General features: G+C 66.7%; 13 protein-coding genes. 9 read left to right on the top strand and 4 right to left on the bottom strand.

Annotated elements, in window-relative coordinates:
- The first annotated feature begins 13 nt into the window (after window positions 1–13).
- The 6 genes from gspM (at window position 14) to EGJ34_RS12430 (ending at window position 19,524) form a co-directional block, all read left to right on the top strand.
- Window positions 14–499: a type II secretion system protein GspM gene (gspM, locus tag EGJ34_RS12455; protein ID WP_125360796.1), complete on the top strand. Its 486-nt coding sequence runs from the start codon at window positions 14–16 to the stop codon at window positions 497–499.
- A 65-nt stretch (window positions 500–564) separates the two neighbouring features.
- Window positions 565–2,880: a type II secretion system secretin GspD gene (gene gspD / locus EGJ34_RS12450; protein WP_312023027.1), complete on the top strand. Its 2,316-nt coding sequence runs from the start codon at window positions 565–567 to the stop codon at window positions 2,878–2,880.
- Window positions 2,877–4,319 (top strand): type II secretion system ATPase GspE, encoded by a 1,443-nt coding sequence (gspE, locus tag EGJ34_RS12445; RefSeq protein WP_125360794.1) that lies wholly within the window; start codon window positions 2,877–2,879, stop codon window positions 4,317–4,319. Before gspD ends, gspE begins: the two co-directional genes overlap by 4 nt.
- A gap of 10 nt (window positions 4,320–4,329) precedes the next feature.
- Window positions 4,330–5,529 (top strand): type II secretion system inner membrane protein GspF, encoded by a 1,200-nt coding sequence (gspF, locus tag EGJ34_RS12440; RefSeq protein ID WP_125360793.1) that lies wholly within the window; start codon window positions 4,330–4,332, stop codon window positions 5,527–5,529.
- Between the two features lie 226 nt (window positions 5,530–5,755).
- Window positions 5,756–6,916, top strand: coding sequence for a substrate-binding domain-containing protein (locus EGJ34_RS12435; RefSeq protein WP_125360792.1), 1,161 nt, complete (start codon window positions 5,756–5,758; stop codon window positions 6,914–6,916).
- Between the two features lie 191 nt (window positions 6,917–7,107).
- Entirely contained in the window at window positions 7,108–19,524 is a 12,417-nt protein-coding gene (locus tag EGJ34_RS12430; RefSeq protein WP_125360791.1) for a filamentous haemagglutinin family protein, read from the top strand.
- Window positions 19,525–19,612: 88 nt separating this feature from the next.
- Here EGJ34_RS12430 and EGJ34_RS12425 read toward each other — a convergent pair whose 3' ends face one another.
- Genes EGJ34_RS12425 through gspH form a run of 3 tightly spaced genes read right to left on the bottom strand, consistent with a single transcriptional unit; the run spans window position 19,613 to window position 21,029 of the window.
- Complete coding sequence (locus EGJ34_RS12425; protein WP_125360790.1) at window positions 19,613–20,227, bottom strand: prepilin-type N-terminal cleavage/methylation domain-containing protein; 615 nt, start codon at window positions 20,225–20,227, stop codon at window positions 19,613–19,615.
- Window positions 20,224–20,583 (bottom strand): type II secretion system minor pseudopilin GspI, encoded by a 360-nt coding sequence (gene gspI / locus EGJ34_RS12420; protein ID WP_125360789.1) that lies wholly within the window; start codon window positions 20,581–20,583, stop codon window positions 20,224–20,226. The genes EGJ34_RS12425 and gspI overlap by 4 nt, the downstream gene beginning before the upstream one ends.
- Complete coding sequence (gspH, locus tag EGJ34_RS12415; protein WP_125360788.1) at window positions 20,580–21,029, bottom strand: type II secretion system minor pseudopilin GspH; 450 nt, start codon at window positions 21,027–21,029, stop codon at window positions 20,580–20,582. The genes gspI and gspH overlap by 4 nt, the downstream gene beginning before the upstream one ends.
- A gap of 183 nt (window positions 21,030–21,212) precedes the next feature.
- Here gspH and EGJ34_RS12410 point away from each other — a divergent pair, with 183 nt between their 5' ends.
- Window positions 21,213–21,659, top strand: coding sequence for a general secretion pathway protein (locus EGJ34_RS12410; RefSeq protein ID WP_125360787.1), 447 nt, complete (start codon window positions 21,213–21,215; stop codon window positions 21,657–21,659).
- Between the two features lie 7 nt (window positions 21,660–21,666).
- Here EGJ34_RS12410 and EGJ34_RS12405 read toward each other — a convergent pair whose 3' ends face one another.
- Window positions 21,667–21,990, bottom strand: a complete 324-nt coding sequence (locus tag EGJ34_RS12405; protein WP_125360786.1) for a hypothetical protein — start codon at window positions 21,988–21,990, stop codon at window positions 21,667–21,669.
- A gap of 201 nt (window positions 21,991–22,191) precedes the next feature.
- On the opposite strand from EGJ34_RS12405, the gene EGJ34_RS12400 reads away from it, so the two are divergent.
- Window positions 22,192–23,826, top strand: coding sequence for a ShlB/FhaC/HecB family hemolysin secretion/activation protein (locus EGJ34_RS12400; protein ID WP_125360785.1), 1,635 nt, complete (start codon window positions 22,192–22,194; stop codon window positions 23,824–23,826).
- A 30-nt stretch (window positions 23,827–23,856) separates the two neighbouring features.
- Window positions 23,857–24,462, top strand: a 606-nt coding sequence (locus tag EGJ34_RS12395; RefSeq protein ID WP_125360784.1) for a DUF2341 domain-containing protein, incomplete at its 3' end; no start/stop codon positions are given.

Below are 24,462 nucleotides of genomic sequence, written 5' to 3'. Positions count from 1 at the left end.
CTTCGCTTCGGCGCTGCTGCAGCGCTGGCGCGGACTGGCCGCGCGCGAGCGCGGCATGCTGCTGCTCATGTTCCTGGCCATCGTCGGGGCGGGGCTGTGGGTAGGCTGGTGGGAGCCGCTGCAGAAGCAGCGCACCCACTGGCAGGGCGAGCTGCCCCGACTGCGCGCACAGCAGCAGGAACTGCAAGGCCTGTTGAGCACGGCACAACGCCAGCAACAGGCCGCCGAGCTCGATACCGCCGCATTGCGCACGCAGCTGCAGGCCAGCGGACTGAATCGCTATATCACCCTGGATGACGCGCACGGGCGCTGGCAGCTGGCTGTGCGTGATGCGCCAGCTGACGCCCTATGGAACTGGCTGCTGCCGGTGTTGGCCGACCCGGCTGCGCCGCTGCAGGAACTGAAACTGGAACGCACGGGAGATCCCAACATGGCGGTGGCACGGGTGTCTGGCACGATCGTGATGGGGCAGGGCAACGGCGGCGGTGGCACGCAATGAGCCAGCCGCGCGCAGGGAAGTGGGCGGCGATCACGCTGGCGATCGCGCTGCTGCAGGCGCAGCCGATGGCCAACGCCCAGAGTGCGGCAGCCGCAACCGCCGACGAGCGGGTGCAGTTGAACCTGGTTGATACCGATATCGGCGGCGTGCTGCGCATGGCTGCCCGCTTCACCGGACGCCAGTTTCTGGTCGACCCCAAAGTCACCGGCAAGATGACCGTGGTCTCCGATGGCCCGGTGGACCGCGCGCAGGCTTACCAGTTGCTGGTGAGTGCGCTGCGGATGCGTGGCTTTGCCGTGGTGGAAGGCAAGGGTGTCACTCGCGTGGTACCGCAGGCCGACGCCAAGCTGCTCGGCGGGCCCGTGGGCGGCAGTGGGGCGGGAGGCGAAGTGGTCACCCGCACCTTCACCCTTCGCTTTGAAAATGCCACCGCGCTGGTGCCGGTGCTGCGGCCGATGATTGCCGCTGACAATCCCATCACGGCTTCGGCGGCCAGCAACAGCCTGGTCATCACCGACTACGCCGACAACCTCGACCGCATCGCACGCATCATCGCCAGCCTGGACACGCCGGCCAACATGGACACCGATGTGGTCAAGCTGCAGCAGGGTATCGCGGTGGATGTCGCGGCGATGGTCAGCCCGTTGTTGGATGCGCAGGGCAATGAAGCCACCCAGAAAGTAGTGGTGATGGCCGACCCACGCAGCAACAGCGTGCTGCTGCGCTCCAGCAGTCCCGCACGCACGCGGTTAGCCCGGCAGCTGGTGGAAAAGCTGGATCGTGCGCAGGATGAAAGCGGCAACCTGCACGTGGTGTACCTGCGCAACGCGCAGGCCACTGCGCTTTCCAAGGTGCTGCGCGGCGTGGTCGCCGGACAGACCGACGCGCCGCGCGCCAGCGACCCGCTGGCCATCACTCCCGCCGCAGGCAGCTCCGTTTCGGCAGGCACGACGCAGAGCACCAGCACGCAGCAGAGCACGGCGCAGAACGGCAGCGCCGCCAACGGACTGCCCGGTTCGCAGCGGCTGGATGCGGCCGGTAATGGTCAGGAAGAGGGTACCGGCTTCAGTCACAACGGCATCTCGGTGCAACCGGACCCGACCACCAACACACTGCTGATCTCGGCACCGGAACCGGTGTACCGCAATCTGCGCAAAGTGATCGACCAGCTCGACCAGCGCCGCGCCCAGGTGCTGGTGGAAAGCCTGATCGTGGAAGTGACCGCCACCGATGCCGCCGAACTGGGCGTGCAGTGGATGCTGGGCAATGGGCGTACCTTCGGCGGCACCCGCTTTGGCGGCAGTGGCCTCAATACCGGGGCCACCACCACGCTGGACGCGCTGGCCAAGGACGGGCTGAACATCGGCGTGATCGACGGCACCATCAACCTGCCGGGTGTTGGCGAAATCCTCAATCTGAAAGCACTGGCCAATGCGCTGCAGAGCCGGGGCGGGGCCAACATTCTGTCTACGCCCAACCTGATGACGCTGGACAACGAGAAGGCCAGCATCATGGTCGGCCAGACCGTGCCCTTCGTCAGCGGCCGCTATGTCACCGATGGCGGTGGCGGCAGCAACAACCCGTTCCAGACCATCGAACGCGAGGACATCGGCCTGAAATTGCAGGTGCGCCCGCAGATCTCCGAAGGTGGCACGGTCAAGCTGGACATCTACCAGGAAGTCAGCAGCATCGACAACCAGCGCTCCAACGAGAGCATCGGCATTGTCACGAACAAGCGCGCGCTCGACACCAGCGTATTGCTCGACGACGGCCAGATCATGGTGCTGGGTGGCCTGCTGGAAGACAGCGTCAGCCATGGTCGCGATGCGGTACCGGGGCTTGGCCGCATTCCGCTGTTGGGTGCGCTGTTCCGCAGCGACACCCGCAATCGCTCCAAGACCAACCTGATGGTGTTCCTGCGGCCCCACGTCGTGCGCGATCCCGCCGCCGGCCAGCGCCTTACCCGCGACCGCTACGACTACATGCGCAACGCGCAGGCCAGCGTGCAGCCGTTGTCCAGCTGGGCACTGCCGGACATGCAGGCCCCGCAGCTGCCGCCGCAGGACCTGCCGGTGCTGGGCGAGGGCGGCACCCGTTCGCTGCAGTCCGGTGCGCCGGCGCAGAGTTCGGTGAGCACCTTGAACGCGCAGTCCGACAGCCCGGTGCAGCTGCTGCAGTTCGCACAGAACCTGGATGCCGCACGCGCCGAGCAGGCCGTCGCCCAGGTTCGTGCACTGGGTCTGCCCGCCTACAGCGAAGCGGTCTCCGGCAACGGCCTGCGCCTGCGGGTGCGCGTGCCGCGCGAACCGGCCAAGCTCGACCCGGCCGTGCAGCAGCTGCGCAGCCTGGGCTACACGCCCGAACTGGTGATCGAACCGTGAGCGCCGCCCGCGAACTGCCGCCCCTGCCGTACGCCTGGGCCCGCGCACAAAACGTGCTGCTGACCCACGCGGGCGAGGAGCGCGTGCTGCTGGGCACCGCCGCCACCCCCGCGTGGGCGGTGGCCGAACTGCGTCGCCGCTATGGCGCGCTGCGCTTCGAGGTGATCGACGACGCCCCCTGGCAGCAGCGACTGGGCGAGCAGTACCGCGACGGCGGCGATGCCGCGGCACTCGTGGGCGCAGCCGAAAGCGAGGTCGATCTGGACCGGCTGATGCAGGACATGCCCGAGATCACCGACCTGCTCGACGCGCAGGACGACGCCCCGGTGATCCGCATGATCAATGCGCTGCTGGCCCAGGCGGCGCGCGACGGTGCCAGCGATCTGCATATCGAACCGTTCGAGACCCATTCGGTGGTCCGCTACCGGGTGGACGGCACCCTGCGCGACATGGTGCAGCCGCGCCGCGCATTGCATGCCGCGCTGGTCTCGCGCATCAAGATCATGGCGCACCTGGACATCGCCGAGAAACGTCTGCCGCAGGACGGCCGCATCGCCATCCGCGTGGGCGGCCGGCCGTTGGACATCCGCGTCTCCACCGTGCCCACTGGCCACGGCGAGCGCGCCGTGCTGCGCCTGCTGGAAAAAGACGCCGGCCGACTGCAGCTGCAGCGACTGGGCATGGCCGACGACACCCTCGCCACCTTCACCGGGCTGATCCGCCAGCCGCACGGCATCGTGCTGGTCACGGGGCCCACCGGCAGCGGCAAGACCACCTCGCTGTATGCCGCGCTTGGCCAGCTCGACAGCAACACCGCCAACATCCTCACCGTGGAAGACCCGGTGGAGTACGACTTCGCCGGCATCGGCCAAATCCAGGTCAACGCGCGCATCGGCATGACCTTCGCCACCGCGCTGCGCGCGATCCTGCGCCAGGACCCGGACACCATCATGATCGGCGAGATCCGCGATCTGGAGACCGCACAGATCGCCGTGCAGTCCTCGCTCACCGGTCATGGTGTGCTGGCCTCGCTGCACACCAACGACGCCATCTCGGCGGTGACCCGCCTGGCCGACATGGGCGTGGAGCCGTTCCTGCTCGCGTCGTCACTGCGCGGCGTGCTCGCCCAGCGGCTGGTGCGGCGGCTCTGCGTGCACTGCAAGACACAAGGCGTGGATGCGAACGGCCAGCCGGAATGGCGAGCGGTGGGCTGCCCGGCCTGCGCCAACAGCGGCTACAAGGGACGCACCGGCATCCATGAGCTGTTCGTAGTGGACGACCGCGTACGTGCGCTCATCCACGAAGGGCAGGGCGAGCCCGCGTTGCGCGAGGCCGCGCGCGTGGCCCGCATGCGCACCCTGCGCGAGGACGGCATGCGCTGGGTTGACCAGGGCATCACCACGCGCGAGGAGATCCTGCGCGTGACCGGCGACGACTGAGGCAGCCGCCATGCCTCAGTTCGACTATCAGGCGCTCACCGCCAGCGGCAGTACCGAAAAGGGACGGCTGGATGCCGACAGTGCCAAGGGCGCTCGCCAGGCACTGAAAGGCCGCGGACTGACCCCGGTGGAACTGCGTCCGGTCAGCGCCAACGCCGGTAACTGGCGGCGACGCGCACTCAGCGCGACCGAGCTGGCGTGGGCGACACGTCAACTCTCCAGTCTGCTAGCTGCACGCCTGCCGCTGGAGGCCGCGCTCAGTGCGGTGATCGAGCAGGCCGAGCAGGCGCACGTGGTGCAGGCCCTCACCGCGGTGCGCACCGACGTACGTGCCGGCCAGCGCCTGACCGTGGCCTTGGCCGCACGCCCACGCGATTTCCCGCCCATCTACCGCGCCCTGGTGGGCGCCGGTGAGGACTCCGGCGACCTCGGCCGGGTGATGGAGCGCCTCGCTGACTACATCGAAGAGCGCAACGCGCTGCAGGCCAAGGTCATCACCGCGTTCATCTATCCCGGCGCGATCAGCCTGGTGTCGGTGGCGATTGTGATCTTTCTGCTCAGCTACGTGGTGCCACAGGTGGTCACCGCATTCGTGCAGGCGCGGCAGACCCTGCCGCTGTTGACGCGGGTGATGCTGGAGGCCAGTGCCTTCACCCGCGAGTGGGGCATCTGGGTCGGTTTGGGCATTGGTGCATTGATCGTGGCGTGGCGTATGGCGCTGCGCCGGCCGGAGTTGCGCCTGCGCTGGGATGCCACCCTGTTGCGCGTGCCGATGGTGGGCCGCTTCCTCATCGGCGTGAACAGCGCACGCTTTGCGTCCACGTTGGCCATTCTGATTGACGCTGGTGTGCCACTGCTGCGCGCGCTGGACGCGGCACGGCAGACCATGAGCAATGCATTCCTCGCCAAGGCCGCAGACGAGGTCGCTTCACGCGTGCGCGAAGGCGCACCGCTGGGTGCTGCTTTGAAAGTGCAGAGGGTATTTCCGCCCATCCTGGTGCATCTGGTCGCCAGTGGCGAAAAGACCGGTGCGCTGGCTCCGTTGCTCGAGCGCGCTGCACAGACCATATCGCGTGAGATCGAACGACGTGCGATGACGCTGACTGCGTTGCTCGAGCCGGTAATGATTCTGGTGATGGGCGGTGTGGTGCTCACCATCGTGCTCGCCGTGCTGATGCCGATCATGGAAATGAATCAGCTCGTCAACTGAATGCTGCGAAGCGTGATGAAAGTTCCCGTTCGAAAGAAACTCCACACAGTTCTCCAGACTATTACAGCGAGTTCCACACCTTTTTAAAGCGCACTGTCATCCACGAAGCCCAGCATCACTCCCGTCGCCGCAGCGCGGACTGGGAGGTCCCCGGGCGGCAGCAGGTGCAGTAGTTGTTCCTCCCTCGGTGTTTCAACTTCGTAGTAGAACCCTTCTGGAGAAGACCATGAACAAGTACAAGATCCTCGCCGCGGTGGTTGCCACCGCTCTGATGTCGGTCGCTGGCGTTGCCTCGGCCCAGGTCGCCATCAAGGGCGGCGGCGCTTCGCTGCCGGCCGACCTGTACAAGGGCTCGACCGACAGCATCCTGCCGTCGAACTTCAGCTACGCCGTGACCGGCTCGGGTACCGGCAAGACCGCGTTCCTGACCAACAACTCGGCGCTGTTCAACACCACCGGTACCGTGCACTTCGCCGGTAGCGATTCGGTGCTGAGCGCCACCGAAATCAGCACCTACAACACCAACTTCCGCCCCACCTATGGCCCGATCCTGCAGTTCCCGTCGGTGGCGACCTCGGTCACCATTCCATTCAACAAGGCCGGTGATGCGCTGAACATTTCCGACGCCAACCTGTGCGGCATCTTTGCCGGCACCATCACCACCTGGGAAGGCGTGGAAAACAGCGGTCGTACCGGTGCGATCCAGGTCGTCTACCGTCCGGAAAGCAGCGGCACCAGCGAACTGCTGACCCGCTTCCTGAGCACCATGTGCGTTGCCCATCCGATCGCGACCAGCACCCTGAAGGGCGAAGTGTTCTCGGTGCAGTCGACGTTTGCCAATCTGTTCGACGGCAACGTCGTTCCGGCCAACTTCGTGGCCGCGCCGGCCACCGGTGGCACCTCGCTGTACACCGCGGTGTACGCGCAGGAAGGCCGCATCGGTTACGTCGGTCCGGACGTGATCCCGAACCTGAGCGACGCCACCAAGGTCGCCAAGCTGCGTGACAAGTCGCCGAGCGAAGTCAATGTTAGCCAGACCCTCGACCTGATCGCTCCGCCGAGCACGGCTGCTGACCTTGCCGATCCGTCCAAGTGGGTGCCGGTGTTCACCAACCCGTCCGACGGTTACCCGATCGCCGGCTACACCAACTTCGACATTGGCCAGTGCTACAAGGCGCTCGCCGTGACCAACCAGCTGCGCCTGTTCCTGCAGACCCATTACAACCTGGGTGTTACCGGCACGAATGATAACGCCGTGCGCGCGCGCGGGTTCATTCCGCTGACCCGCACCTGGCGCGAAGCCATCCGCAACAACTTGGTGGAGAGCAGCTCGGTCAACGGTCTTGGCAATGCCGCTACCTGCGGCACCTCGGGTCGCCCGGTCTGATTGATCGGCGTCACGGATTGATGCGCATGGGTGCCGGCAGCGATGCCGGCACCCTTTTCGTTTAACGAGCTTCGAACACGTCTGTCGGCTTTGTGCCGTCGCCACCGTCTAACAGGTGCGTGGCCGGGTCTTGGGCGGCCACACCCATTCAGCAACCGCCCGCCTGGGCGGGCCTTCCGGTTGAGGTTCCGATGTCGCACCCGCATTCGACCGCCCTGCGCGGTACCGCTACTTCCCGCCGCCCCCTGGACAACCATCCGATGGCATGGGCCATCGCCATGGCACTGGGTTCCATGACGGTGCCGGCAGCGGCGCAGCAGGCCTTCAGTCCGGCGTGGTTCGCCGACAAGGGGGCCGCACAGGCCGGTGCCGCGCAGAGCGGCCGCATGCCCAACGGCGCACCGGTCAACTTCGGCCAACCCACCCAGCAGCAGGATGCCGCCCGACAGAAGCTGCAGCAGTCCATTGAGAACCTCGGCAGTGCCGCCCAGGCGGTCGCCTTGCAGCAACGGATGCAGGAGCAGGCCCGCCAGAGCCTGCGCAATGCGGGCTACCTCGTCGTGGATGGTCTTGGCGAAGGCGGCCTGAAGGTCGATGAAAATCCGCTCACCCGCGGCTGGTTGAACGCGCGCGAAGCCATTCAACGATCCGGGGCGGATGGACAGGTCGAAGTCAGCATCGAGCAGACGGCCGACAAGGCGATTCTGAACTGGGAAACGTTCAACATCGGCGCGAATACGACCCTGAGCTTTGGCCAGAATGTCGACTGGGCCGTGCTCAACCGCGTCAACGATCCCAGTGCCCGCCCCAGCCAGATTCTGGGTCAGCTGAAGGCCCCGGGCAGCGTTTTCGTTGCCAACCGAAACGGTGTGGTGTTCGGTAACAACAGCCAGGTGAATGTACGCAACCTCGTGGCGGCTGCGGCACGGATCAGCGATACGCAGTTCAAGGAACATGGACTGTACAGCGCGGATAACAACACCGCCGCCCTGACCGATGCCTTTGGCGACGTGGTGGTGGAGCGCGGCGCTCGTATCACCACACAGGAGCCGTCTACGGCGACCCGTGGCGGCGGCTACGTGCTGTTGGCCGGTCGCAACGTAGAGAACGCGGGCCAGATCGACACAGTCAAGGGCCAGACACAGCTGGCGGCAGGCGATTCCTTCGTGATTCGCCGAGGCGTAGGCACGGCGCAGAACGCCGCATCCACCACGCGCGGCAATGAAGTGGCACCGCGCTTTGTCAACGACAGCAGCTCCGGACAGGTCAGCAACACCGGTCTGATCCAGGCCCGCGAAGGTGATGTCACTCTGGCCGGACGCAGCGTCGAACAGGGCGGCGTGGCTGTGGCCACCACCACCGTCAACCAGCGCGGCACCGTTCATCTGTTGAATGCCATCAGCGACCGCTCCGGTTCGGTCACGCTCGCGGAAGGCTCCACCACCGCCGTTCTGATCGAAGGTGATGGCAAGACCACGGTGTTGGACAGCCAGCGCGATGCGTTGATCGCCGAGTCCGCCGTGCAGGACCCGCTGCGTGCCACCAGCAACAGCGGCACCTTCGATAATCTGTCTCGCATGAACGACCGTCGCGACCAGTCCCGCATCGAGATTGTTTCCGGCGGCAATGTCGCCTTCGAGGGTCAGTCGCTGACCCTGGCCACTGGGGGCCAGGTGGTGGTGGACGCGGCCGGTCGCAGCTTCCTTGCAGATGGCGCGCGCGTGGACGTGGCCGGCGCGACCGGCGTCCAGGTGGCAATGGAGAGCAACAACGTCAAGATCAACGTACAGGGCAATGAGCTGCGGGATTCGCCGGACAACCGCGACAGCGGCAAGCTCAACAGCCTGAACAACAATGAGGCGTGGATCGACCGTCGCCAGTTGATCCACGTGGCGGCAGGCACGGGTGGGTATGAGGCGGACCGCTGGTATGCCGCGGGCGGGCTTCTCGAAGTCGGTGGCTACCTGGGAACGCAGGCGCACTCCATTGGTGAGTGGGCCGCGCAGGGGGGCAGCGTGCTGCTGGGCGGCAACGAAGTGGTCACTCAGTCTGGTTCGCGCATCAATCTGTCCGGCGGCACCTTGGATGTGGCCACCGGCACCATTCGCCAGACCTGGCTGCGTGGCAACGACGGCCAGTTGTATCGCCTGGACGACGCACCGGCGGCGATGGTCTTCGCCGGGTTGTACCGTGGCTTCGAGAGCGAGCATGCGCGATGGGGGGTCACTGAAGCCTTCCGCAGCCCGTTGATCGCCAGCGAAACCCGGGTGGAAAATGGCTACACCGTCGGGCGCGACGCCGGCCAGCTGAAGATATCCGCGCCGACGGTCGTACTGGAGGGCGCTATCGACACCAGCACCTTCCAGGGCGTGCGTCAGGACCGGGGACCCGATGTTGACGTGGACGGTTATGGCCAGGCGCAGACGGCCGTGGCACGCAACGCCGCACTGCTGCTCGGCAGCTATGGCGCGCAAGGCCGCGATGGCACCTTCGCCACCGAGGTGCGTATTGGTGACAGCCTGGTTTCACCCGCTGTAGTGGATCCAGCTTCCCCGCTGGACGCCTCGCGCCGCAACACGTTCTGGATGGACGCCGACACCCTCAGCGCACAGCAATGGGGACGGCTGGACCTGATGACCTCCGGGTCGATCAGCGTCGACGGCGCGCTGAGCCTTCAGGACGGCGGCGCACTGGCCTTAGCAGCGGCACAGGTGCAGCTCAACGGGACGATCACCGCGCACGGTGGTTCGCTTTATGCCGGCAATGTGATCACCGTGCTGGGATCGCCACAGGCATTGCTGCGGGACGGTCGGGGCGAGGTGGCATTGGGCGAAAGCGCGCTTGTCGACCTGTCCGGCACCTGGACCAATCTTTACCTGGATGCCGCCGCGACGAACCGGTCGGCATGGTCCGATGGTGGCAGCATCCAGCTGGAAAGCAGCCATGATGTGGTGCTGGCGGACGCAAGCCGGATCCTGCTGGACGCCGGCGGCAGCGTGGACACCCATGGAGATGTGGCCATTGGCAAGGGAGGCAGCGCGCTGCTGCGCGCCGATGATGGTCGTGTCACCAGCGATGGCTCGGGTCGTGTGCGTATGGGTGAGGGCGTCCGCTTCAGTGCGCTGGGTGGCACCGGCAGCGGCACCTACAGTCTGGAGGCCGGCGGCAATGTGCGGCTCGGCAAAGGCGCAACCAATGGCGATGTGGCGGTGGATACATCGGTGTTCTCCAGCGGCTTCGCTTCCTACGACATCAATGGTCATGACGGACTGACAGTAGCCGACGGGACGCAGTTGACCGTGGTCCGCCCGGTAGTGCGCGCCAGCACCGGTGCGTTGACCGCAACGGATGGCGCGTCTGCGCTGGAAGCCTGGCTGGCACCGTTGTATCAGGCCGATCCCGTTTCCGGCGGTGTCAGCCAGCGTCCAGGGGCCAGCGTGACTCTGCGTTCGGAGCGCGCCTTCCAGGGAGGATATCTGCAGGTAGGAGAGCGCGCGCTGGTCGAGGTGGACAGCGGGCAGGCGATCACCCTGCGCGCGGCTGGCGACATCTCCGTTGACGGCACTCTGCGGGCGCATGGCGGCACCATTGCGCTGGAAGAAGTCCGCAATCCGCTGGCCCTGTTCGGAGGGGCAGCGGGGACGCGGACATGGCGTCTGGGTGATACCGCAGTGCTGGATGCAAGCGCTGACAGCTTCGTGCAGGCCGATGCCAGCGGCCGTCGCCAGGGCATCGTGCATGACGGCGGGCAGATCACCCTCGGCGGTGACCTGGATTGGGAAGCGCGCAACGCGCTGGTCGATCCCGTCGAGGCGTTCGTGGTTATCGACCAGGGAGCGCGGCTGGATGCCTCCGGCACCACGGCGCGGCTGGACGTACAGGGACGAGGCGAGCAGCAGATCGACACCAACGGCGGACGCATCGTTGTGCGGTCGGCTGACGCACTGTACCTGGAAGGCACGCTGATGGCAGCGGCCGGTGGCAGCCAGGCTGAAGGCGGCACACTTGGCATCGCCTTTGGCGGAGCGACGTACGCCAGCAATGCGGCCGACCACTTGTTGGTCGCCCGCACGCTGCAGATCGGTCAGTCGCGCGACCTCGACAGCGATCCGGCAAATCCGGCGCGTGGGCATGCCTACCTCAGCACGCAGCAGTTGCAGCAGGGCGGATTCGAACACCTGTCACTGTTCGGTGACGTGCGTGCGTCTGGCGACCTGTCGCTTGCCATGGACGGCAGTCTTCGCATTCATGGAAGTCTGGGCATGGCACCGGAGGCCCCGGAGCAGAGCGCACTGTACCTTGTTGCGCCCTATCTGAAGCTCGCGCAGGCGACGTGGCGCCCGATTACCGGAGAGAATCTGAAGCGGCCAGTGACACCGGAGCTGGCCGCAGAGGCGGGACACTCGCTTCGGGCCGATGCCGACTTGATCGACATCCGTGACATCGTCAATCTTGCAGGCTTCGACCAGGCCGAACTGCGCAGTGGCGGCGACATCCGTCTCCAAGCCGCCAACACCGCCGGTAGTGCCAATGGCTACACCCAGTTGGCAGCGCCCTCCCTGCTCGACATCACCGCCGCACAGATCTATCCCACCACCGGCGCGCGTGCCGGTATTGGTGCTGGCCTGATGCCCACAGCGATCGGCAACGGCGGCACCTTGAGGTGGGGTAACGCGGACGCCGAACTGCGCATCCACCGTACCGAGGGGACGACGGCGAGTATGCCGCAGTCAGTGTTCGGCACGCTGGACCTGATTGCACCCACCCTCGAGCAGGGCGGCGTGGTGCGCGCTCCGCTGGGAACGCTTCTGCTGGGCGGATTCGACAATCAGAGCAAGGGTGCCACGGTGACGTTGCTGCCCGGCAGCATCACCTCCACCAGCGCGGCGGGACTGTCACTGCCCTACGGCGGAACGGTGGATGGTCTGCAGTGGTACGTGAACGGCACGCAGACCACGCCCCAGAACATTGGCGGCAGTGTGGGTGCCGGCGGTGCACCCATCGGCATTACCTTCAATGCGCGGCAGACTGTCGTCGAGGAGCAGGCACTGCTGGACATGTCCGGAGGCGGCACATTGACCGGGGCCGGGTATGTGAGTGGCCGCGGGGGGTCGGTGGACATCCTGCGTGCACCGTTGGCGGATGCCAACCCCGCGTACGCGTTCAGCGATCCGGGCAATGCGGTCTACGCCATCGTGCCGGGCTACACGGGCAGCGTCGCGCCGGTGGACATGGGGCAGGGCAGCACCGACCCGACACTGGGGCAGCGCATTGTGGTGCCCGCCGGTGTGCCCGGCCTCGCCGCTGGCACCTACACACTGATGCCGGCCGTTTACGCGCTGCAACCGGGTGCATTCCGCGTGGAGCTGGGGGCTACCGGCACCACCGGCGTCGGCGGCGCGGTGGCCACCGGCACTGGATCCTGGCGAGTTTCGGGACAACAAGGCCGCGGCATGGCCGGCAGCCTCTCGCCGTTGCTGACGGACCTGTTGATCACGCCGGCCGATGTGGTCCGTCGGCATTCCGGCTACAACGAGACGGGTTACAACAGTTTCATCGCCAGCGACGCCGACCGACGCGGTCTGCCTCGCGGCATGCAGACCGTCGATGCAGGGCGCCTCAAGCTGGATCTGAGCAACGATGCAGGCCGTGATGGCGTGGCGGCGCTGCAGGTCGCAGGCAGCGCGAACTTTGCGGCGGCGGCAGGCAGCGCCGGTTACGGTGGCAACGTCATCGTCTCCGCCTCCGGCAGCCTGGACATCGTGGGATGGGATGGGATCTTGCCAGCAGCAACATCCGGGGCGGTTATCGACGCTGATGCGCTGACGCGCCTGAACCCCGCGCGGCTGGTGCTCGGTGGCGAGTTCCGCCCGGGTAGCTATCTTTTCGGTCCGACCGTTCAAATCACAAGCAGCGCGAGCAGCGTGCGTGTCCATGACGGTGCGGTATTGCGTGCCCCAGAGATCGTCTTCACTGCAAGATCGGGGGGCGACGGCATCGTCATTGAACAGGGTGCCACCGTGTCCACGCTGGGGGCAGGGGCTGCTTCCTACGACGCAACGGATGGCTACTTCTACCAGGGGCAGGGATCGGCAGTCTTCGCCATCTCGAACGGCGAGCTGAACATACTACCGGGCAAGGATGCCGCCAACGTTGGCATCCGGTTGGGAGCCTGCCTGCAGGCAAGCTGCAGCGGTCAGGCGTTGGTGGTCTCCGAAGGCAGCATCATGGCCGCTACCGACGGCCGCCTCGAGATTGGCGAGCAAGCGAGTTATGGCACGCGGCGTCTGGGCCTGGCCGTGTCGGCGATCAACCTGGGGCAGGCCGACGCTCTGCGTGACTTCGCTGCGAACGGCGGCCTGCCGCCCGGGCTGACGTTGAACCAGGACGTGCTGCAACAGCTGCTGCAGGGCAACACCGCCACCCAGGCCCCTGCGCTCGAAACGTTGAGCCTGAGCGCGCGTGACGCCATCAATGTGATTGGCAGCGTCGATTTGGACACCCGCGACGCGGCCACCGGCAAGAGCCGCCTGAAACAGCTGGTGCTGGGCGCGCCGGCGATCCACGGGTACGGCGACGCCGACGACCGTGCACGCATCGTCGCAGACACGTTGTTGTGGGACGGTGCCATGGCGTCCGGCCAGCGCATCGGCAGCGATGCGACGGTACCGAGCGGTGCGGCGATGGTGGATCGCCTCGGCGGCGGGCAGCTGGACATCGTGGCGTCGACCATCGAATTCGGGTCGGCCGCGTTCACCCTGCGCAGTTCCGAAGCGCGCGCCTCCCGGCAGGTGCTCGGGTTTGAATCGGTCAACCTCCAGGCCAGCGACCGTGTCCTGTTCTCGGGCAAGGGCAGCCTGGACGTATATCAGCACCAGAAAGACTATGTGGCGGGTGAAGGCTGGCAGTACAGCGGTGGTGCGCTCGACATCACGTCGCCGTTGATCACCGGGGCAGCCGCCGCCCAGTTGGCGGTCCGCACCGGGGGCAACTTCGCACTGCACGATACCGGGGCAGCTGTCGGCGACAGCGCCGCACTGGGTGCTGAACTATCGGTGCAGGCAGAGAACATCGCGCTCGACGGACACATCCAGCTCGCTTCGGGTCGGTTCTCGGCGAAGGCACTGGACGACGTCGTTCTGGGCGCGAATGCTGACCTGGACCTGGCCGGTCGCAGGATCACCCTGCTGGACGTGGACAAGTACAGCTGGGGCGGCGACGTGGAATTGAGCGCCAGCGAAGGGAATGTGCGTGCGGAGGCGGCATCGACCATCGATGTTTCCGCTACCTACAACCGCGGCGGACGCGTCACCGTCAATGCCATGGGCGACCAGGGCGGTGCTGTCGACCTGGCGGGCACGATTCTGGGCAGCGCCAGCGGTCACACCGATGCCGGCGGCACCCTGGTCCCGTGGGATGGCGGCGAACTGGTGCTGGAGGCACGTCGACTGCAGGACTTCCAGGGACTCAACCAACGCTTGAACACCGGTGGCGTGACCGGCGCGCGTAGTTTCCGGCTGGGCGAAGGCAACCTGGTGGTGGGCGATGAAGTGAAGGCGCGCTACGTGGACATCAGCGTCGACGGCGGCTCGCTGGCGGTGAATGGTCGTATTGACGCCAGTGGCGAGCAGGTGGGCAGCATCCGCCTTGCCGCGCGCGATGCCGTACAGGTCAACGGAACCCTGGACGCGCACGGTACCGGCCTGCGCGTGGACAGCTACGGCAAGATCATCGACAGCCCCAACCGTGCCGACATCGAACTGACCAGCAGCCAGGGGCGTGTTGAACTGGACAGCAGCGCCGTACTTGATCTGCGCAGTGGCACCGACGTTGCTGTGGGCACTCCCGGACAGAACGATGGCGCGGCACGCGGAACGCTCAAGATCAACGTGCCGCGCGTGGGTGCCGACGACGCGGCCGTGGCCGTTGCTGGCGGTATCCGCGTCGACGGTGCGCGCGACATCCAGGTCAATGGTTTCCGCCGCTATGACGATGCGCCGCTGGCCTCGGCCGACGACGTGAATGGCAATCGCCCGCAACTGGTCACGCAGGCGTGGCTTGACCAGGTTGTGGACCCGCAGAACCGTGCATGGTTCGATGCCGCATTGGGCAATGCCGACCTGCAGCAGCGCGTGGAAGCACTGGGGACCTACCGCCTGCGGCCCGGCGTGGAAATCGTGGCCAACAGCGGTGCCGGCAACGTGCGCGGCGATCTGGTGGTGTCCGGTGATATCGATCTGTCAGGCTACCGCTATGGGCCGCAGGCCGATCGCGGGGATCCGGTGCGACGCGGCTTCGGTGAGTCGGCCGCGCTGGTTCTGCGCGCGGAAGGGGACATCCGCCTCTACGGCAGCATCAACGACGGCTTCGCCCCTCCGCCGGTCAATCCGGACGAGGCAGGCTGGGTGCTGATGCCCAGTACCAACGGCAGCATGCGCACGCCGTATGGTGCGGACATCATCGTGCCCATCGGCGGGGTCAAGCTGGAAGCCGGGACGCAGTTTGTTGCAGGGGCTACGCTCAACTACGCCATTCCCTTCGCAGCCACCACACTGCCGGCGGGCACCGTGGTGCCGATGCCCACGCGTATCGCCGCGACCCTGAAACTGCCAGCCGGCACGGTGTTGCGTGCCGGCGTCACCACGGCCAGCGGGCAGGTTTTGCCGGCCGGCACCGTGTTGCCAACCGCGCTTGATCTGGGCACGGGGTCCGTACTCGGTGCCGGTTTCCGGTTAGACAGTGCATTGGCGGTACAGGCGCAGCAGTGGCCAGCCGGGGTTGCATTGCCGACAGTGCTGCGGCTCAGCAGCACGGTGGAACTCAAGGCCGGTTCGCTGATTCCGTCGATGACGGAAATCCGGCTGGCGGGTGACCAGCCGGTCAACCTGCGTCCTGCCGACGCCAGTGGCAACCAGGGACGCAACTGGGCCTTGGCCCCGATGCTGCCGGAAGGGACGACCTCGTGGGACCTCACCGCCGTCGCCGGCGCGGACACCGGAGCTGCCGACAAGCGTGCTCGGCACTACGGTGCCACTGGCGACCTGATTCTGGCAGATACGCATTACGCCACCATCCGCACCGTGGAAACGGTGACCCGGTTCGTCGGGCAGCGTGTCATCACTCTGCAGGGATCACTCGACATATGGGGCGATGAGAGCTGGGCCGGCAAGCTGGCGAGTGAATTCGCAGCGGCGCTGGGCTACACGGAGGATCAGATCTGTGCGTTGGGTGCAGCCTACTGCGAAGTCGGCGGTCGCCTGATCTCCGCTCAAGGATCGCTCGACATCTGGGGTGACGAGAGCTGGGCCGGCAAGCCAGCGAGTGAATTCGCTGCGGCGCTGGGTTACACCGAAGATCAGATCTGTGCGTTGGGTGAGGGCTACTGCTACGGTGGTGGCGAATGGGTGGAAGAGACGGAGTACAACAGCCGCATCGGCAGCCCGGCCTGGAGCGTGCTGCGCACAGGCGCAGGGGATCTGAATCTGCTCGCCGCCGGTGACGTCGCGCTGCGCTCGGCCTTTGGGGTGTACACGGCCGGCACCCCCACCTCTCTGGGGGCGGATCTGGACGATGCGTTCAATCCGGCGCGCGCGGCGGCTCCGGGCAAAACCGCGCTGCTGGGTCCGGTCCAGGCCGGTGGTGCCTACGATGCGGCGTTGGCTGCCTACCAGGCGTGGTATCCGGACGCCGGTGGCAATCTGCAGGTGGTCGCTGGCGGCGATATTCACGGCGATACCTGGGCTGAATCCGCGATGCTGGACTCATCCGGCAACAGCGACAATGCAGACGCTTCCGGTGCTGCGGTGGGCAGCTGGCTGTGGCGCCAGGGAACGGGAACAACGGCAGGCGTAAACACCACATCCACCAGCTGGTGGATCAACTTCGGCACCTATGCCAACGTACGTAGCAACGCATTCAATGTAACGCCCCGTATGTTGGGGTTCGCCGGGTTCGGCACCCTCGGCGGCGGCAACCTGCGTATCGAGGCGGGCGGAAGCCTCGGCGTACAGAGCGCACAGGGCACTGCAACAAACTCCCAGAACGGGACAAACGCAGGTCACTCTACCGCGATCGTGGCAGCCATCGGGTCCACCGGCCGGGTCGTCGATGGAGAGCTGATGATTACCGGCGGCGGCGATTTACAGGTGCGCAGTGGGGGAGCGTTCAACCCCAACCTGCAGGCCACGTCGCAGAGTTCCAACAGCAACACCCAGAGCCTTGAACTGAACGGCGCGCTGATCAACTTGCGCGGACAGGTGTCGCTGGAGGTGTCGCGTGTGGGTGGCATCGCCACCAACGCGGCCAGCTACCAGGCGCTGGACCCCACCCTTGCGGGTGCCGATCCCTTCCTGGCCCAGCGCGGTGACGCCATGGGCGGACCGGTGCTGGTGCTGGGTGACGCGGTGGCGCGGGTGAATGCACGCGGAGACGCCGTACTCGGTGCAGTTGGCGATGCCGGCCGCGTCGGCAGCGTGAACTACAACACGGTGACGCTCGCCGACGGCAGCACGGTCGCAGGCACCAGCTGGTTTTCGCTATGGACGGACCGGACCGCCGTGGACGTGGTGTCGGCCGGTGGTGACCTCGCTCCCACGCTGGTGGGTAACCGTCACACGCTGGGGCGTGACGTGGGTGCCGAGGAGCGCGGGATCCGGGAAGACGGGATCCCTGTGAGGCTCGGCTACTGGACACTGCCCTCGCAGTTCCGCCTGCTGGCGGCCAGCGGCAACATCAAGCTGGATAGTGCGTCCAGCGCTGAAGCGCAAATGGAGCAGGTACTACTCACGCGCCCGTCATCCAGCGGCGAGCTGCAGGTGCTGGCAGCCGATTCCATCCTGGTCACGCCAGGGGCGGTAGGCATCAGCAGCGGTGGTGCCGACGCGCGGCTGCCGACGCCTTTCGATCCTGCGTTCGTTGGCACCGTGGGAAGCGCGCAGGTAGTGGGGAATGTGTCCGGCGATGCAGTGGCTGCGGCACCCCAGGTGGCACTGCCGCTGTTCGCCTTTGGTGCCGCTACCCTGCAGTTCGAGGATGGACGCTCCGGCGGCAGCGCACCCAATCGTTTCTACGCCGTCGACGGTGACATCATTGGGCTGCGCACCGGTCAGCAATGGACGCTGGACCCGAATCCGATTTACGGCGCTTCACGCACCGTATTCACTTACAGCGACGTCGCCGCTCCGGTCCACGTCCGCGCCGGCCGCGACATCCTGCTCAGCGACATCGGCGGACTCAACAACACTGCCACCGACATCAGCATCGTCGAAGCCGGTCGCGACATCGTCCACACCCCGATCCGCATTGCCGGCCCGGGCGACCTGGAAGTGAGCGCCGGTCGCCAGATCCGCCAGGAAGACAAGGCCAACATCACCACCACCGGCAGCCTGGTCCAGGGCGACACCCGCCCGGGTGCCAGCATCTCGGTCACCGCCGGTAACGAACAGCTCGACTTTGCGGCGCTGCGCGACCGTTATCTGGACCCGGCCAACCTGGCCGATCCGGACCTGACCCTGGCGCAGCAGCCGGGCAAGGCGGTCAAGCTGTACGAGACCGAGCTGGAGGAATGGCTGCAGGACCGCTTCGGCGTGCCGGCCAAGGGCGATGCCGCGCTGGCCCTGTTCGATGCGCTGCCGGAAGCGCAGCAGCGCATCTTCCTGCGCCAGGTCTACCACGCCGAACTGCGTGCCGGCGGTCGTGAGTACAACGACCCGGACAGCCCGCGCTTCGGCTCCTACCTGCGCGGCCGCGAGGCGATCGCCACGCTGCTGCCGGAGAAAGATGCCAGCGGTGCCACCATCGACCGTACCGGCGACATCGTGATGTTCGGCGGCTCGGGTGTGCGCACCCAGGCCGGCGGCAACATCGAGATGATGGCCCCGGGCGGGCAGATCGTGGTGGGCGTGCAGGGTGAAGTGCCGCCGGCCTCGGCCGGTGTGGTCACCCAGGGCCAGGGCGACATCCGCATGTTCAGCGATGGCAGCCTGCTGTTGGGCCTGTCGCGGGTGATGACCACCTTCGGTGGCGACATCCAGGCGTGGTCGGCACGCGGTGACATCAATGCCGGTCGCGGTGCGCTCACCTCGGTGCAGTACACCCCGGCGCTGCGCGTGTACGACCAGTGGGGCAACGTGAACCTCTCGCCGCAGGCTCCGGCCACCGGTGCGGGTATCGCCACGCTGGCTCCGATTGCGGAAGTGCCGGCGGGTGACGTGGATCTGATTGCGCCGCTGGGCACGATTGATGCCGGTGAAGCGGGTATCCGTGTGTCGGGTAACGTGAACCTGGCGGCCTTGCAGGTGCTCAATGCGGCCAACGTGCAGGTGCAGGGTGAAAGCACCGGTCTGCCGGTGCTGGCCACGGTGAATGTCAACGCGCTCAGTTCGGCCAGTGCGGCCGCCAACAGTGCCAGCCAGGCGGCGCAGGATGTGATGCGCAAGACGCAGGATGATGCGCGCAAGAACCGGCCTTCGGAGATCAGCGTGCAGGTGCTTGGGTTTGGTGCAAGCAGCAGCGTGGAGCCGAAGCCGAAGGTGTCTGAGCCGGTCAGTTCGTACGATCCGAACAGCGCATTCCAGTTCCCGCAGGCGGAGGAGACCATTCGTCGGTGATGAGAAAGGGCGCGTGTCCCCATGGGTATTGATCCCCGGGGATGCGCGCCACGCCGCGTAGGGACGGGCCATGCCCGTCCGCTCTTCGCTACAACGGCAAGACCCGCCGGAATACCTGCGGGCCGCGCGCATCGCGCTGCTGCACCAGCACCTGCAGGCCCTGTGCGGGCAGTCCGTCGCCTTGCACCGGTAACACTCGCCAGCCCTTGCCGGGCTGCCAGGCCTGCACGTCGAACCGGGTGACGTCCTGCGCCACCACGAGCGCCTGTCCCAGCACCGGGGCCGGCAGCGGAAACTGCGTTGCGGGTTCGCCCGCTGCGCGCCGCAAGGTGCTGCCCTGCTGGTACCAGCGCACCCGCTGCCAGCGCGTGCCTTCACTGCCGACGCTGCGGGTGATCTCCAGCGAGAAGCTGCCGCCGGGGTCACGCGCGGTGATCAGCGCACCGGGCAGCAACCGCTGCGGTTCGTCCGCAGGCATCAGCTGATCACCAGCAGCACGCACGTCCGCGCGCATTTCGATATCCCGCTGCAACTGCTGCAGTACGCGCAACGATGTGGTCAGTTCTGCATCGGAGGCACGCAGGCGCTGGTCGCTGCTGGCCACGCTGTCCAGTGCGCGCCAGCAGATCACGCTGAGCAGCGCCATCACCGTGATCGCAATCATCACCTCGATCAGCGTGAAGCCACCTTGTTGTCGTTTCATTGGCTGCTACTCCACGGTGTGCGTATCAACACCAGACGCTGGTCTGGAGCCTGTTCCAGGAACACTGCCAGCTGCACGGTGGTCACGCCATCGCTGCGCTCGATGCGCTGCAGGCCGAGAAATCGGCTTCGCCCCTGGTCACACAGCCAGCGTGCATCCTGCAACGGCTGGGCCTGCAGGCGCAGTTCTTCCCAGCGGTTCTGCGCGCACAGCAGCGCCAGCCGGCGGTCACGCACGCGGCCCTGGTCGTCGGTGGCGACCGATACCGCGCGCATGACTGCGGCCAGTGCCACCGCGACGATGGCCAGGGCGATCAGTACTTCGATCAGGGTGAAGCCGCGCGCGCGCCCTCTCATGGCTGCACCGTGATGGCACCGGTGCCGTCATCCGTTACCCGCAGGTGCTGGGTACCCGCAGTGATCTCCAGTTCCCACGGCGTGCCGATCCATTCGGGGCTGAGTTCGATGCCCTCGCGCGGGCGCACGCTGACCTCGCTGGCCTGCCACTGGCGTGGGCGCAACTGGTCGTCGCGTTGCAGGGGGATCCACTGCGCGCCGTCGCGGCGGCTGAACGCGTAGCCCGTTGCGTCGGCCTGCCAGCGGATCGTGCGGCCGTCGATGCGTGCTTCGTCGCGGGCGACCTGCAGGTGCTGGGCGAGCTGCAATGCGTCCTGGCGCAGTTTGCGCTGCGGGTCGAGCAGGGTGCCCATGCCCAGGCCGATGCCGCCGGCGCAGATGCCGATGATCACCAGCACCACCATCAGTTCCATCAGGGTGAATCCGTGTGCGTGCCGGCGTTGCATCAGCGCTATCTCCTGGTGGTGGTTGGGGCGCTTCCATGTAGAGCCGGCTTGCCCGGCTGGGGCGTTCCCATCAAGCCAAAAGCAGCCGGGCAAGCCCGGCTCTACGCTAGGTCCGCTTGATGAAACAAAAGCGTCAGCAGCGCCTGCTAGCGTCATCGCATACAGCACGGCAAGGACACCTGCATGGACATGCGTCTCTGGGATCGTAACCGCCTGCTTACCGCCCTGGCCGGCAGCGCCCTGCTGCTGGTGGTGGTGTACTGGGCCTGGGCGTTCGCCGCGCCGCAGGACACCGCCGCCGGTGCCCGTGTGCAGCTGGCAGCCCCGCGCCCGCATCCGGTAGACCCTGCGCTGACAGCGCCACTGGTGTCGTTGATGTCACCCGGTGCAGTGCAACCCCAGGTACAGGTACTCGGCGTGCTCGCTGGCGACCACACGCCGCTGGCACTGCTGTCAGTAAACGGTGCGCTGCCACAGGCAGTGGCAGTGGGTGAACGGCTGGGGCCTGCCACCGTGGTCAGCGCCATCAGTGCAGAGGCGGTCACATTGGAACAGGCCGGCCAAGCCAACCCGCTGCCGGTGCCCGCGCTGCCGCCGCTGCCCGAACAAGGCATCGTGCGCGCGCGCTGAGCCGCATTCATCGCGCGGGACGCTGCGGCACCACCGAGTTGCCCAGGGCATTGCCCATGCGCTGCCGCGTGCCTTCCAGGTTGTACTGCAACATCCGGTTGCCCGGCTGGCGGATCAGCTTGTCCGCTTCAGACATCTTCGCCGGGGTGGGCTGCGTGGCCGGTGGGGTCAGCTTTTCCTGCAGGCAGGCCCACGGCCGCACGCGCTCGCCATTGACCACCACGTCCAAGCAGGCGGGAGCCGGCGCACGTACCGGCACCGTCGGCAGGTCGCGCGGTGCCTCGCCTCCGGTGGCCAAAGCCACGGTGACCAGCACGGACAGAATCGACATGACGCGCTCCGGGAATTTCGGTCTCCATCTGCAAGACGGAAACCACGGCACCAAGCCGCCAGCGTTCCGACCAACGGCAATGGCGACCTCCGCACCTCTGGAAAATTTTCTGTCGGCTTTGACGCACCGTACACGTCCTGAAGAGGAACCGGCGCTCAACGGCGCTTTCTCCGCTCTCCCCGATGCGACGCGATGCCTCTGATGAACTCCCCACAGCGCCGTTCCGCCTTTGTTGCTTCTCCGCGCCGCCGCCTGGCCGTGGCCTTGGGCGCGCTGCTGTCGCCGCTGCTGGGCTGGGCGCAGCAGGCGGAAGAAGCGGCCCCGGCAGCGGCCAAGGTCACCATCAACGAATATGTGGTGCGCGGCAACACCGTGCTGACTGCGCGTCAGATTGAAACGGCGGTTACCCCGTTCCTGGGCCCCGACAAGACCATGCAGGATGTCGAGAGCGCGCGTGACGCGCTGTCGGCGTTGTACCAGGAGGCCGGTTACCAGTCGGTGTTCGTGGAACTGCCCGAGCAGCAGGTCACCGGCGGTGTGGTCCTGTTGAAGGTCAACCAGACCCCGATCGGCCAGCTGCGCGTGGTCGGTGCAAAGCACGAGTCCCCCGAGCGCATCCGCGAGCAGGTGCCTTCCCTGGCCGAAGGTCAGGTGCCGGACTTCAACGCGGCGCAGACCGAACTTTCCGCGCTGAACCGCGGCGGCCGCCGCCAGGTGATGCCGCTGGTCAAGGAGGGCAGTACGCCCGGCACCATGGATGTGGACCTGCAGGTGGAGGACCGCTCGCCGTGGCGTGCCAGCGCCGCACTGAACAACGACCACAGCGCCGACACCGAAGACCTGCGCCTGAGCGCATCCATCGGCCACGACAACCTGTGGCAACTGGGCCACAGTGCCACGCTTAGCGTGTACACCGCGCCGCAGGACACCGACCAGGCCAAGGTGATTTCCGCATCGTACGTAGCTCCGTTCCAAGGCACCCCGTGGGGGCTCGAGTTCAGCGGTTACAAGTCCGACAGCCAGGTCCTCGACGTGGGCGGGCAGGGCGGCGCGGGCGGCGGCACCAGCGTGCTCGGCGACGGCCATTCGCTCGGCCTGAAGCTGACTTACGAGCTGGAAAGCAGCACCGCCTGGTGGCGTCAGTTGAGCTTGGGCGTGGACTTCAAGGACACCCAGGAAGACACCCGCCTCGGCGACGAAAGCATGACCACGCCGCTGAAATACGCGCCGATCACCTTTGGCATCACCGGTGTGCGCCAGGGCGAGGCCGACGTGCTCAACTTCAACGCGCAGCTGGTGGTCGGTACGCGTCGCCTGTTTGGCTACGGCAGCGACACCGCGGAATTCGACCAGAAGCGCTATCGCGCCGATCCCAGTTTCGTGGTGCTCAAGGGCGAGCTTGCCAACACCCACACCTTCGCCAGTGACTGGCAGTGGTATGCGCGCGGTTCGCTGCAGATGACCGACGCGCCGCTGGTCTCGGCTGAGCAGTACGCCGCCGGTGGCATGTATACCGTGCGCGGTTATCTCTCGGCCGAAGCGATTGGCGATTACGGCGGTCTGGTCAACCTGGAATGGCGCACCCCGGCACTGCGTGCCGGCAACTGGCTCGATGCACGGCTGTATGCCTTCACCGATGCGGCTTACCTGCGCCTGCGCAAGCCGCTGCCCGAGCAGGACGACAAGTACAACCTGGCCTCGTTCGGCATCGGTGCATCGCTGCGCTTCGGCGACCACCTGCAGCTGCGCCTGGATTACGGCTACCCCTACAGCGACGGGCCGACCACGTCCAAGGACGACCCGCGTTTCAACTTCAACCTCAGCACCAGCTATTGACGCGTGCGCGCGTCGTACCGGAGATTCCGCATGGCCCGTTTACTTCCCCGACTGCTGCTGTCGCTCGCCGCGCTGGTCGCGCTGCCGGCTGCCGCCGCCAGCACCGACTGGTGGCAGGCCGAATGGCCGTACCGCAAGCCGATCACCCTGGATGCCGGCCCGCAGGGTGCGGGCCTGGCCGCGGACCCGGGCCGCACGCCGGTGCTGCTGCGCCTGCATACCGGCAACTTCTCGTTCGATGGCGTGGGCGAGGGCGGCAAGGATCTGCGCTTCATCTCCGCCGATGGCCGCACCGTGCTCAACCACCAGGTGGAGCAGTTCGATGCCAAGCTTGGCATGGCGCTGGTCTGGGTCGATGTGCCCAGCGTCGCCGCCAACGCGCCGCAGACCATCTGGATGTACTACGGCAATGCCAAGGCTCCGGCCAGCAGCAACGGCCAGCAGGTGTTCGACCCGGATTACACGCTGGTCTACCACTTCGCCGAAGCCAACGCGCCGGCGCGTGATACCACCGCCTACGGCAACAATGCCGGTGCGGTGGTGCCCGCCGCTGACGGCGCAGTGATCGGCCGCGGCGTGCAGCTGGGCGAAAACCCGCTGCCGCTGCCGGCCAGCGCGTCGCTGGCGCAGCAGGCC

This window comes from Stenotrophomonas sp. 278 (assembly GCF_003935715.1).
Lineage (GTDB): Bacteria > Pseudomonadota > Gammaproteobacteria > Xanthomonadales > Xanthomonadaceae > Stenotrophomonas > Stenotrophomonas maltophilia_AH.
Note: the sequence above shows the minus strand (reverse complement) of the source record. Positions and strands in the feature narration are given on the sequence as shown.

Coding starts and splice junctions, on each gene's coding strand:
- EGJ34_RS12435 (WP_125360792.1), top strand. CDS start 5,756: ATGAACAAGTACAAGATCCTCGCCGCGGTGGTTGCCACCGCTCTGATG.
- gspI (WP_125360789.1), bottom strand. CDS start 20,583: ATGAGAGGGCGCGCGCGCGGCTTCACCCTGATCGAAGTACTGATCGCC.
- EGJ34_RS12405 (WP_125360786.1), bottom strand. CDS start 21,990: ATGTCGATTCTGTCCGTGCTGGTCACCGTGGCTTTGGCCACCGGAGGC.
- EGJ34_RS12400 (WP_125360785.1), top strand. CDS start 22,192: ATGAACTCCCCACAGCGCCGTTCCGCCTTTGTTGCTTCTCCGCGCCGC.
- EGJ34_RS12425 (WP_125360790.1), bottom strand. CDS start 20,227: ATGAAACGACAACAAGGTGGCTTCACGCTGATCGAGGTGATGATTGCG.
- EGJ34_RS12410 (WP_125360787.1), top strand. CDS start 21,213: ATGGACATGCGTCTCTGGGATCGTAACCGCCTGCTTACCGCCCTGGCC.
- gspD (WP_312023027.1), top strand. CDS start 565: ATGGCCAACGCCCAGAGTGCGGCAGCCGCAACCGCCGACGAGCGGGTG.
- EGJ34_RS12430 (WP_125360791.1), top strand. CDS start 7,108: ATGTCGCACCCGCATTCGACCGCCCTGCGCGGTACCGCTACTTCCCGC.
- gspH (WP_125360788.1), bottom strand. CDS start 21,029: ATGCAACGCCGGCACGCACACGGATTCACCCTGATGGAACTGATGGTG.
- gspF (WP_125360793.1), top strand. CDS start 4,330: ATGCCTCAGTTCGACTATCAGGCGCTCACCGCCAGCGGCAGTACCGAA.